This is a genomic window from Clostridium hydrogenum (assembly GCF_021432385.1).
Classification (GTDB): Bacteria; Bacillota; Clostridia; order Clostridiales; family Clostridiaceae; genus Clostridium_S; species Clostridium_S hydrogenum.
In genome coordinates this window covers 1326085-1339150 of record NZ_JAEACT010000002.1, presented here as the reverse complement: position 1 = coordinate 1339150, position 13066 = coordinate 1326085, and the positions used below count along the sequence as shown (strand labels likewise).

11 protein-coding genes are annotated in these 13066 nt (G+C 31.3%); 1 reads left to right on the top strand and 10 read right to left on the bottom strand.

Translation table 11 applies throughout. The features are described 5' to 3' along the window. Positions 1-48: 48 nt before the first annotated feature. Entirely contained in the window at positions 49-2586 is a 2538-nt protein-coding gene (locus CUEA01_RS05920; protein WP_234119924.1) for a calcium-translocating P-type ATPase, PMCA-type, read from the bottom strand. Between the two features lie 588 nt (positions 2587-3174). On the opposite strand from CUEA01_RS05920, the gene CUEA01_RS05915 reads away from it, so the two are divergent. Continuing rightward, positions 3175-4815, top strand: a complete 1641-nt coding sequence (locus CUEA01_RS05915) for a putative manganese-dependent inorganic diphosphatase (RefSeq protein ID WP_234119914.1) — start codon at positions 3175-3177, stop codon at positions 4813-4815. A gap of 374 nt (positions 4816-5189) precedes the next feature. On the opposite strand, the gene CUEA01_RS05910 is transcribed toward CUEA01_RS05915, so the two are convergent. The 9 genes from CUEA01_RS05910 to flhA form a co-directional block, all read right to left on the bottom strand. Then, entirely contained in the window at positions 5190-5969 is a 780-nt protein-coding gene (locus CUEA01_RS05910) for a flagellar hook-basal body complex protein (RefSeq protein ID WP_234119912.1), read from the bottom strand. A gap of 19 nt (positions 5970-5988) precedes the next feature. After that, positions 5989-6765 (bottom strand): flagellar hook-basal body complex protein, encoded by a 777-nt coding sequence (locus tag CUEA01_RS05905; protein ID WP_234122131.1) that lies wholly within the window; start codon positions 6763-6765, stop codon positions 5989-5991. Positions 6766-6890: 125 nt separating this feature from the next. Continuing rightward, entirely contained in the window at positions 6891-7037 is a 147-nt protein-coding gene (locus CUEA01_RS05900; RefSeq protein WP_234119911.1) for a hypothetical protein, read from the bottom strand. A gap of 35 nt (positions 7038-7072) precedes the next feature. Beyond that, a complete protein-coding gene (locus CUEA01_RS05895) occupies positions 7073-7555 on the bottom strand; it encodes a DUF6115 domain-containing protein (protein WP_234119909.1) in 483 nt (160 codons plus the stop codon). Positions 7556-7570: 15 nt separating this feature from the next. After that, the gene (locus CUEA01_RS05890) at positions 7571-8296 is read right to left on the bottom strand and encodes a FliA/WhiG family RNA polymerase sigma factor (RefSeq protein ID WP_234119907.1); all 726 of its coding nucleotides are present in this window, start codon (positions 8294-8296) and stop codon (positions 7571-7573) included. A gap of 11 nt (positions 8297-8307) precedes the next feature. Then, entirely contained in the window at positions 8308-8973 is a 666-nt protein-coding gene (locus CUEA01_RS05885; RefSeq protein ID WP_234119905.1) for a flagellar brake protein, read from the bottom strand. Positions 8974-8985: 12 nt separating this feature from the next. Continuing rightward, entirely contained in the window at positions 8986-9849 is an 864-nt protein-coding gene (locus CUEA01_RS05880) for a MinD/ParA family protein (RefSeq protein WP_234119898.1), read from the bottom strand. Next, positions 9843-10988 (bottom strand): flagellar biosynthesis protein FlhF, encoded by a 1146-nt coding sequence (gene flhF, locus CUEA01_RS05875; protein ID WP_234119890.1) that lies wholly within the window; start codon positions 10986-10988, stop codon positions 9843-9845. Before flhF ends, CUEA01_RS05880 begins: the two co-directional genes overlap by 7 nt. Next, positions 10988-13066 (bottom strand): flagellar biosynthesis protein FlhA, encoded by a 2079-nt coding sequence (gene flhA, locus CUEA01_RS05870; protein ID WP_234119888.1) that lies wholly within the window; start codon positions 13064-13066, stop codon positions 10988-10990. The genes flhF and flhA overlap by 1 nt, the downstream gene beginning before the upstream one ends.

Below are 13066 nucleotides of genomic sequence, written 5' to 3'. Positions count from 1 at the left end.
ATTCACTGCTTTTTATTATTTCATTGTGCATCGTGCATTGTGAATTTGTTACTTATTATTGAAATACAAGTAAACACTATTTACAAGTGAAATAAAACCAGAAAAGAATATTACTATAACCCACTGAAATAAATTCAAAGGTGATGTATGAAATACACTTTGCATAAACGGAATATATGTTACAATTAAAAGCATTGTTATAGAAATACTTACAGCACCAACCAAGTATGGATTAGTAAATAATTTTATTTCAAATATAGAATGTTTTTCTGACCTACACTCAAAAACATGTATAAGTTGAGACATAATCAAAGTACCTAACGCTATTGTTCTACTTGTTCTTAAGGTATATCCCAAATACAGCGCAATTACAAAAGATAATACAGTACAAACTCCAATGAGGCATCCTCTTATAACTATTTTTTCAGCAAGTCCCCGTGAAAAAATACCTTCATTTTTACTTCTTGGCTTTTCCAACATTATATCCTTATCTGCAGGATCAACACCTAATGCCAAAGCTGGAAGACCATCTGTTGCTAAATTTATAAGTAATATTTGTATTGGCAAAAGTGGAGTATCTAAATAAAATAGTGATGCTAAAAACATTGTAATAACTTCACCCAAATTGCAGGATAATAGATATCTTATAAATTTTCTGATATTATTATAAATTACCCTACCCTCTTCAACAGCAGAAATTATGGTTGCAAAATTATCATCAAGCAAAATCATTGCTGAAGCTTCTTTAGTTACATCAGTTCCCGAGATTCCCATTGAAATTCCTATGTCAGCCTCTTTTACTGCTGGCGCATCATTAACACCATCACCTGTCATTGCAACTATTTTATTATTGCTCTTAAATGCCCTCACTATTTTAAGTTTATGTTCTGGACTTACTCTTGCAAATATCTTAATTTTTCCCGCAAGGGTTTTGAGTTTTTCTTCACTTGTTTTATCTAATTCTTCTCCACTCATAACTTCAGATATATCATTGCAAATATCAAGTTCTTTTCCAATGGCAAAAGCAGTGTTCTTATGATCTCCAGTAATCATAATTGGAGTTATGCCAGCAGTTCTGCATTTTAAAACAGCATCCTTTACTTCAGGTCTTGGAGGATCTATCATACCTGCAATACCAATGAAAATTAAATCTTTTTCTTTATGTGCCTCTGAAATATCTTTATCTTTATATGCACAAGCAATGCATCTAAGAGCCTTTTTAGACATATTTTCAAGTTCTCTATTAACCTTTGCCTTATATGAGGAAGTAAACAATTGGACCTCTCCATTTATATATATATATTTACATCTTTCTATAATTCTCTCAGGCGCACCCTTTACATAACAATATATTCCCCTAGAACTTTTACTTACAACAGACATCATTTTTCTAGTTGAATCAAATGGAATTTCACTTATTCTATTTTCGTTACTTAGAAAACTTTTAAGAGCAGAACTATCATTAAAAAATGCTCGTATAAGTGCCGTTTCTGTTGGATCACCAAATAAACATTCATCAATGCTTTTTTTAGTAAAATTATAATCGCAATCGTTGCAATAAATAAAACTTCTCTTTAAAAGTTCAAAATTGCTTTCACTATACTTGTCCTTTTCATAAAGTCTATCATTATAATATACTGCCTTTACAGTCATTTTGTTTTGTGTAAGCGTTCCAGTTTTATCACTACAAATTACAGATGTACATCCCAGAGTTTCAACAGCTGGCAATCTTCTTACAAGAGCATTTCTTTTAAGCATTCTTGAAACTCCTAATGCAAGTGCAACAGTTACTATAGCCGGAAGACCTTCTGGAATAGCTGCCACAGCCAAACTTACACCAACAAGAAACATTTGATATTTATCCTGTCCTCTCATTATTCCAAGTGCAGTTACAATAACACAAATAAGTATACAAATAACCACAAGTATTTTACCAAGAGAGGATAACTTTTGTTTAAGCGGAGTCTTTTCGTCATCTATATTTTCAAGCATATTTGCTATTTTACCCATTTCTGTATCCATGCCAATGTTAGTTACTTTAGCCTGAGCCTTGCCAGTCAAAACTATTGTGCCCATATATATATTGTTATTTTTTTCATTTTTATAAACTCCAACTGATTCACCAGTTAAAAGCGATTCATCTACTACTATATTAGTACCTTGCAAAATAATAGAATCCGCTGGTACTCTATCACCACTTTCAATTAAAATAATATCCCCAGGTACAAGTTCTTCCGCATTTATTATCTTTATTGATTTTCCTCTCAAAACTTTTGATGTTGGTGCTGTGAGCTCCTTTAATGCTTCAAGTGACTTTTCTGTTTTAAATTCTTGAATAAATCCCATGGCTGCATTTAGTACTATTATTATAAGTATTGTTATAGCATCAGCCTTTTCACCCATAAATCCTGATATAATTGTTGCTGCAATCAAAACCCATATAATAAAATCATTAAACTGTGATAAAAATATCTTTATGGCAGATATTTTTTTTCTTTTTTGTATTGCATTAAGCCCATATTTTTTTCTTCTTTTTATCACTTCTTCTTCTGACAATCCCGTTATTAATTCATTTTCATTAATCACCTTATCACCCTCTACTCTCTTTAATCGCAAACACACTTGATTAAATTTTTAGTAAAGATATACCAGTTGAAACAGCAAAATTACAATTTGTCGAGGAGAAGCCAAAGTACAAAGTACAGAGTACAAAGTACAATGAAGGACGATTTTCTCCGTTAGCACTACGAAAAATCTCAAAACTTATTTTTTTATTGCTGCGCAATTGCGCCATTGATGGCGCAGAGAGAAGCTGACACCATTTAAGTTTAAGATTTGCCTGAGTAAAACGAAAGGCAAATCATCCTTCTTTGTACTCTGTACTTTGTACTTTGTACTCTGCTCTAAAAATTGTAATTTAACAGGATAAACTCTACATTTGCAATTTCAATTTTTCAAGTAGTATATCTATATATAAATAATTTATGCTTGTACATATATAATTTATGCAAAAATGGACTACAACTCTTTACAATTACTCTTTTAGAATATAAAATAAAGAAAGGCTAAAGATAAAGATAATTGTATTTATTGCCTTACTCAGATAAACCGTTTCAAATAAATTTAGAATTTTAAATGGTTTATCCCTAGATAAACGAAAAGGATGTGTAACAAATGAAAGATGTTATTTATGTAACTGGACATAAGAATCCAGATACAGATTCAATATGTTCAGCAATTGCTTATGCTGAATTAAAGAACAAAATTGGTTCTAAAACAGCAATTCCAATACGACTTGGAGAACCTAGTCGTGAAACTCAATTTGCATTAGACTATTTTAATGCTCAAGCACCAGAATTAATGCCTACTTTAAAGTGTCAGGTTTCTGATTTAACTTTTGATAATACTGCACCTATATCCTCTGAAATATCTTTAAAAATGGCATGGTCAATTATGAATAAAAGTAATGTAAAAACCTTGCCAATAGTTAATGAAAATGGAAATTTAAAAGGAATCGCTTCAGTATCAAACATTACATCAACATACATGGATATATGGGATAATAATATTCTAGCAAAAAGTAATACTACAATTGAAAATATACTAGATACACTTTCTGCAAAAACAGTTTTCTTAAATGAAGAAAATCCTAAATTTCCTGGTAAAATAGTTGTTGCCGCAATGCAGCCAAGTAGTGCAGAAGAACATATTGAAGAAGGAGATATTGTAATTTGTGGTGATAGAAAAGATGCTCAAGCTACTATTATCGATTCTAAAGCTTCACTTATGATAGTTGCTGGAAATCATAAAGTAAGCGATGAAATAATTAGTAAAGCTAAAGAGGCTCATACTTCTATAATATCAACACCTTATGATTCTTTTACAACTTCTAGACTTATTGTTCAAAGCATACCAATATCTTATGTAATGAATACAGAAAATATAGTTTCCTTTAGAACTTCTGATCTTGTTGAAGATATTAAAGATGTTATGCTTAATACAAGATATAGAAGTTATCCTGTAATTGATGAAAATGAAAATGTTGTAGGATCTATATCAAGATATCATTTAATTTCCCAAAGTAAAAAGAAGGTAATTCTTGTAGACCACAACGAAAAATCTCAAACAGTAGATGGACTTGAGGATGCAGAAATTCTAGAAATTATTGATCATCATAGAATAGGTGGAATGCAAACAGGAAACCCAATATACTTTAGAAATCAACCTGTTGGCTGTACTGGTACAATAGTTGCATCTATGTTCTTTGAACATGGAATAAGACCATCAAAAAAAGCTGCCGGATTATTATGTTCAGCTATTATTTCAGATACTCTTCTTTTTAGATCACCAACTACTACTGATACAGATAGAGAAATGCTTAAAAGACTTTGTGAAATAGCAGGTATAAACGCTGAGGATTACGCTAGCGAAATGTTTAAGGCTGGTACTTCTCTTGACGGTAAGACTGTAGAAGAAATATTTAATACAGATTATAAGATATTTACTATTGGTGGCAAAAAAATTGGTGTTTCCCAAGTAAGCACAATGGACTTAGAAGGTTTTGAAAAATATAAAGCTGAAATGCTTGAATATATGAATCAAAAAACAGATTCAGAGAATTTCGATATACTTCTACTTCTTTTAACAGATATAATAAAAGAAGGTTCACTTGCTTTTGTAACTGGAACTGATAAGGATTTGGTTGGAAAAACATTTAATGTAACATTTAAAGATAATTCCGCATACCTTCCTGGAGTTCTTTCAAGAAAGAAACAAGTAATCCCTCCAATTACAAACACAATAGAAGCACTTTAGGATAAAGCAGAGTACGGAGTACAGAGTACAAAGTACAGTGAAGGATGATTTTCTTCCGCTTTGCTACAGAAAATCTTAAATAAAACTAAGCGGCAATTCAACGAAAGCTTTTAAGCTTTCGCGCTGAATTGCCGCTTAGTTTGTTATACTACATTACTCTGGTCCAAGAATCTTAATGGACTTATGTCCACACCTCTGGTACGGTTATCTTCACCACTAGTTTCTAACATCATTTTTTTCACTAGCCCAAAATTCCGTAGGCACGGAGGAATTTTTACATTAAACCACTGTAGCTTCAAAGTAAGTGTAGTTTAGGATAGTTTAAATATTTCACTCTTAGCTTTATTAATTTTATTTAATATCATAAACTACACTTACTTTGAAACTAAGCTATTTACCATTCCCCACATTTCATCAGCAGTTTTTACACTTTTAGATGAAATTTCGTAAGCTCTCTGTGCTTTTATCATATCTGTCATACTTGTTGCCAAATCAACATTTGAGCCTTCAATATAGCCTTGTTTTATTTTAGAACCAGTTACTTGATTCATTTGTACACCCTGATTTGGAACAAATAAATTATTACCAGCGGAACTCATAGAATTATCTCCAACTGCATTATACAAATTTATCTTTCCGATAGAAGTAATATTGCTTTGTGTATCTTTAATTCCAACGCCGCCATCTTCTGTAATAACAATATTGCTATTAGTAAATTTAACAGAATTAGGATTTACGCCAGCATTATATTGAATATCTAATAAGTTACCATTTCCATCCACCAAATTGCCATTGTCATTTATGGAAAATTGCCCATTTCTTTCATATGCTTTAGAACCATCCTGAGTAGTAACTCTAAAATACCCTTCACCGTCTATAGCAAAATCCGTATTATTATTTGTCTGAGTTATAGTACCTTCACTATTATCTCTTATCCAGCTATCAGCCTTAACTCCAGTTCCCGTAGATGGTGTCTTGCCACTAGAAACAGGATAACCATCTTTCTTTAAAGTTTCATACATCAAATTACTAAAAGAAACTTGCTCGCTTTTATATCCAACGGTTTCCAAGTTTGCTAAGTCATTAGATATTGCATCTAGTTTCTCTTGATTTGCATACATACCACTTGTACCATTCCACATAATTCTAAACATAAATGTTCACCTCTTAAGCTTATACTTTTCCAACTTCATTTACAGCCTTACTAACAGTTCCGTCAATCTCTTGAACTACTTTTTGATCACTTTCAAATTCCCTCATGGCAGTCATCATATCTGTCATACCCGTCATTATATTTACGTTAGATCCTTCAAGTGCTTTATTTTCAACATTTACAGTTGCATTTCTAATTGGATTTTGCCCAGTATACAAATTATCTCCAACCTTTTTTAATGTACTGTAGTCATTAAAATCAACTAAATCTAATTTATAAGCTGGTTTACCATCAACTGCCAAGTTGCCAAGATTATCACATGCAACTGTGCCATTTCCTATATTGATTCTTTCATCAGCACCAGTATTAAGATTAGTTCCCATAACATAATCACCAGAATCATTTACAAGATATCCATTCATATTTACATGAAAATGACCATCTCTTGTATAGTAATTCTGTGCTCCAACGCCATCTCTGTAAACTGTGAAAAAGCCTCTACCATCTATAGCAAAATCTTTATCACTGTTAGTTGCTTGAATGTCTCCACCTGTAAAATCCGTTGTAGTATCATCTATTTTACTACCTAAATTTAAAGTTCCAAGTATCGTCCTCTGGTGAACACCATTAACCTGTTTAGCATAATTCTGTATAGTTGCATCGTCATATGCCTTTGAAAATAAATCATCACTCTTAAAGCCAACAGTATTTGCATTTGCTAGATTATTACTTAAAACGTCTTGTTTAGCTTGCTGTACTATCATTCCAGATACAGCTGTATAAAAAGATCTTACCATAATTCTAAGCACCCTTTCTGTAAAACATTTATATACCATTTCAACTACCAAAATCAATTTGTATCAAAATGACAAGAAACCGGCATTTTGATACAAATTGATTTTGAAGTTTCAAGCGTATATCTCTATTTATATCCTTTAATATCTTGTGGATATTTCATTCCATAATGATATGCTTGATTCTCAATTTCTCCACGACTCATCGTATGACCAGAATTAATGCTAAACATTACAATCGTAGTAAATAGCATACCTATCCCTATTCCTAGCAAAATTTTTCTATCACAAATCAAATTTAATGCTTTAACTATTTTATGTATAATTTTTGAATTAATAGGACTTCCCCCTTACCTATATTGAGTTCTTTTGAAATTTCATCTACTGAATAACCCCTGTCCATCATTTCCTTTACTTTAACTACTTTTTTATCTTTACTATCACTAACTTCAGCAGCATCCTCAACATTTTTATTTTCTTTCCTACTATCTTCACCTACTAAAACATCTATGTTTTTATTATCGTATACTAATTCATTCTTTTTAGTTATATTTTTAACTTTTTCCAATTGCACAATTTTTTCTTTTAATACTTCTATTTCTTCTTGCAATTCCAAAACAGTTTCTGCAAAATCTTTTCTCAGCTTTCCAATTTCCACATCATAATTTTTAATATTACTTTCCGCATTTTTAAAATTGTCTTCAAAATTTTCTACTTTATTTTCTTTTTTAATAGCCTTTATATTTATAAAAATCAATGCTATCCCTATAATTAATAGTATTAGTACAGACATGAAATCCTCTCCAAATTAATTATATTTTAATTTTTTTAGCGCATTTTTCAAATGCAGTATTGCCCTTGTATGCAATTGACACACTCTAGATTCTGATACACTTAATACATTTCCAATTTGTTTTAAAGTAAGTCCTTCATAATAATATAACGTTAAAACAACTTTATCTTTTTCATTTAATGTATCCAATGCCTTTGTTAAATATTCTATTTCTTCTTTTTCTTCTAAAGTTCTTTCAGGGCTTGGACTTTTTTCATCTTCTATTGTACCAATAAGCGGCATATCATCATCTTCTGAAAATATCAAATCTTCTAATGATACTACAGATATATAATTAATATACCCTTCTATCTCCATTACATCTTTAAGTTGAATGCCAAGTTCGCCAGCTATTTCTTTATCTGTCGGTTCACGAAGAAGCTTCTTTTGAAGTAATTCCACTACTGCATTATACCTATTAAGCTTGTCCATTGCTCCTTTTGATATGGGGCTATTTTTTCTAAGTTCATCTATCATAGCCCCTTTGATTCTTATTGATGAATAAGTTGAAAACTTCATACCTTTGCTTTCATCAAATTTATTCATAGCATCCATAAGACCTATCATTCCATAACCCACTAAGTCTTCATAATCAATATATTTACCTTTACCTATTATAACTCTTGATGCTATATACTTTACAAGTGGTATATATTTTTTTATCATCTCTTCTCTTCCATCAACAATACCGGCTACTGCCATATAAAACCCTCCTACCTTTTTTTCATACGCTCTCTCATAATATCAAACGTATATGATATTATATTTTCCCTTTGCCTACCATCTATTTCATTGAACTCAATTCCACAAGAAAACTCACCATTTTCAAGTTTAATACATCTTACACAAACACCTTCAGCAACAATTTGCTTATCATGGATGTCAAATTGAACTATTACAAAACTCCCAAGCTCTATGTTGTCTTGTACTAATAGTTTCATACCTCCACCGCTTAAATCAACCATAGTTCCTTGTAAAAATTCTTCTACTTTTCCTGAAATGCCTTTTACCAAAGATTCCTTGAAATTCTCCTTATCAAAAACCTTATAAAATACCTTTTCAAATAATTCAATTCTAAAATTTCTTCTTCTTTGTATTTTTTTTATTTGATCCTCTTCAGGTATACTAACTAATATCATAGGTATATTTTTTTCTTTTTTTCTTCCAATAACCTTTGTTTCAAATGAATATAAACTATCTTCAGTACTATATATTACTTCAACTCTATCGTTTTTTACTAAATTTGCATAACTACCATTTGCTATTGGCAAACTTATAGCTATGTATTCTTCAGTTATATCCTGAACATTACTTTTGTATATATCTTTATCCCATATAATTTCACATTTGTTATTAACACTAATACTATTGTTATACATACCTACAACTCCTTATGAAAAAATATTAAAAATCTTTTTGAATAACCCCTCTATTCCTACACCATTTTTTCCATAAGTTAAACCTTCAATTTTTTTAGCTATTATTTCTATGTCCTTTGAAGCATTGCAATTAGGGCTGCTTATAACAACGGGTTTCTGATTCCTCACAGCTTGAACTAATTTACTATCATCTGAAACACTCCATAAGAACTCTGTTTCAGCTTTAATAAATTTATTTACAACACCTGCAAATTTTTTGTATGTCTCAACCCCCTCTTTATGAGTAAATGCCCTATTAATTATAATTTTAGCATTTGATTTAATTTTAAAGTGTACTACTGCTTTAAATAAACTATATGCATCTGTAAGAGATGTTGGCTCAGGTGTAGTTACTATCACAAGTTCATCTGAACATGCTATAAAACCAAGAACACTTCTATTAACACCTGCCCCAGTATCCATTATTATATAATCAAGATCATTTAAATTGCAAAGCTTTAACAAGAAATTATCAATTTGTTCTTCCGATAATTCATTTATTTTTGCAATCCCTGATCCCCCAGGTAGAAGTTTAACACCATATGGTCCAGTTATAATAACATCATTTATGTCTTTACCATTATAAATTACATCAAAAATATTATATCTAGGTAAAAAACCCATAAGAACATCATCATTACCCATTCCAACATCTGCATCAAAAATCAACACTTTTTTGCCCATTTTTTGTAGTGTAATAGATAAATTTACAACTATATTACTTTTACCTACACCACCCTTACCAGAAGTCACTGTAATAACTTTTGTGCCATTAGGTTTTTTATGCATATGATCTCTCATAGCCATTTCTCTGAGTCTCTGTGCCTGATCTAACATACAGTATCCTCCCCCAATATAAGACTGCTTATTTCTTCTACTGTTAGCGTTTTTATATCATCAGGTACATTTTGTCCTGTTGTAAAATAACTAATTGGTTTGCCAGTATACTTCAATATGTTTATAACTGATCCATAAGTTGTGGTTTCATCCAATTTTGTAATTATAACATTTTGAAAATTAATTTTCTTATATCCACTTACTATTGACTTAATATCATTATCTTTTGTTGTACAGCTTAATACAAGATGTATATTTTGGCTATGAGTTCTTTCGATAAATGCCCTTAGTTCGGATATCTGCATTTCATTTTTACTGCTTCTTCCTGTCGTGTCTACTAATATTATATCACAATCTTTCATACTATTAATAGCCTGATCCATTTCCTTTATTGTTAAAACAACACTAAAAGGGATATTCATAATATCAGCATAAGTACGAAGCTGTTCAACTGCACCAATTCTGTATGTATCTACTGTAATAAGGCCAACTTTCTTTTTTTCCATAAGCGAAAATTTTCCTGCAAGCTTAGCAATGGTTGTTGTTTTTCCAACTCCTGTTGGACCTACCAAAACCATAACTCCATTTTCTTTGGGCACCGATAACTTTATGTGTTTCTTAACAATATTTTTTAAATCTTCTTCATTTCCATCTTGCAATTCTGTGAGTAATTCTTTAATAACTTCCTCATTCATGTCGGAGTTCTTAAGTTTTAGCATTACTGAATTTTCTTCTTCAGAGCTTTTCTTAACGAAACCACTTATTAGATTTTTCATCTCTTGCATTTCATTTAGCAATTTTTCTTCTTTAGCATTTTGAAAATAACTTGGCTTTGATGTTTCTAAAGCCATTTTTTGTTCTTGATTCTTTGCTCTTTCAGAATGTTTCTCCATTGCTTTTTTTAATGCAGTGATGCTGTCTTCCTTAGTTGAGTTTTGAATTTTGCCATAATCATTATCTTCTTTTTCTGAATTATCAACAGCTGCAGTTACCTCTATAACCTTTTTAGATAACAATCCACCTATTCCCGGTTTTCTTATTTTTCTACTACTTATTATAACGGCATCTATCCCAAGATCATTTTTAATCTTAGTCATTGCCTCATTCATATCTTTAACTAAGTATTTTTTTATTATCATTATAAACTAACAACTCCTTCAGTTCTTATCTCAACATCATTAGGAATTTCATTTAAAGATATAATATTTATATTTGGGAAAACCATCTCTGTAAGTTTTCTAAAAGCTGGTCTTATTTTTGGTGATACTAATATAGCTGGCTGATTTTCATTAAATTGCACTGTATTTATAACATTCTTAATTGAATCTAAAAGTTTAGTTGTTGTATCTGGGTTTATAGCAGGGAATGATCCATGCACTGATTTTTGAATATTATTTTCAATAAGCTTTTCAAGCTCTGGCGTTACAGTTGCCACTGTAATACTATTCCCACCATCTAACATATTATTGCAAATTGTTCTTCCAAGTGCCATTCTTACATATTCAGTTAATACCTCTATATCTTTTGTTGTTCTCGAATTATCCGCAAGACATTCCATTATAGTAACCATATCTTTAATAGGCACTTTTTCCTTAAGCAAGTTCTGTAAAACCTTTTGAAGTTCTCCAATTGTAAGTAAATCTGGTATAAGTTCCTCAACAACAGCAGAATATTTGTCCTTCATAGAATCCACTGTTTCCTTTACTTCCTGTCTTCCAAGAAGTTCATATGAATGTCCTTTTACAGTTTCAGTAAGGTGAGTAATCATAACAGTAACTGGATCTACAACAGTAAGTCCTTTTATTTCAGCATCTTCTCTTTGGTCGTTATTTATCCAAATAGCAGGGAGTCCAAAAGTAGGTTCAATAGTTTTAATTCCTGGAATATCTGTACCTTCTTCCATAGGATCCATGCATAAAAGCATATTAGGCATTAATTCAGAACGTGCTACTACAGTACCCCTTATTTTAAAGACATACTCATTTGTGTTAAGCTGCAGATTATCTCTTATTCTTATTGGCTGAACTACAATACCCATCTCAATAGCGCATTGCCTTCTAACAGATGCAATTCTCTGAAGAAGATCACCACCAGAAGCTTCGTCAGCAAGTGGAATGAGACCATATCCTATCTCAACTTCCATAGGTTCAACTGAAATTAAGCTCATTACATTCTCAGGTTCCTTATTTTCAGTTTCTATAATCTTTCTATTTTCATGTTCAACTTCCATAATTTTTCTACTAACTTCATCCTTATAAAGTAAATATGCACATACACCTGTTGCTACCGCAAGAATGAAAAATGCAAGATGAGGAAGTCCAGGTATAATACCTAAAACTAAAAGTACAAATGCTGCAATTGCTAGAACCTTTGGAAAAGCACTTAATTGACTAACAAGTTCATTTCCAAGGCTTCTATTGTTCTTTGATCTTGTAACAAGTATACCTGTAGAAACAGAAATTAAAAGTGCTGGTATTTGGCTTACAAGTCCATCACCAATTGTGAGCCTAGTGTAATCCTGAGCTGCTTGTGTTAATTGAAGATTACGCATAAGTACACCTATTACAATACCGCCAATAATATTTATTACGCATACTATAAGTGCTGCTATTGCATCTCCCTTTACAAATTTAGAAGCACCATCCATAGCTCCAAAGAAGTCTGCTTCAAGTTGCAAATCAGTTCTCTTTTTTTTAGCTTCATCTTCCGTTATTAAGCCTGCATTTAAATCTGCATCAATAGTCATTTGCTTTCCTGGCATAGCATCTAATGTAAATCTGGCTGCCACTTCAGCAACTCTTCCCGCACCGTTGGTAATTACAATAAATTGTACTACTAATATTATCAAAAATATTATGATACCAACAACATAATTACCACCAATTACAAAACTACCAAAAGCATTTATTATTTCTCCAGCATACCCTGTACTTAAAATTAATCTTGCAGATGAAATATTAAGTGCAAGTCTAAAAAGAGTAGTAATAAGCAGTAATGTTGGAAATACGGAAAATTGCAAAACTTCTGTCGTAAACATTGTTATAAGTACAATTATTACAGAAAATGCTATGTTAATGGCAATTAAGACATCTAGCATGCCAGCAGGCAGTGGAATAATCATCATTAAGACTATTCCGACAATCACCAATGATACTATGACATCAAAATTATCCTTTAAATTTAAATTTAATTTTCTGCCTTCTTCCAATGTTATCAC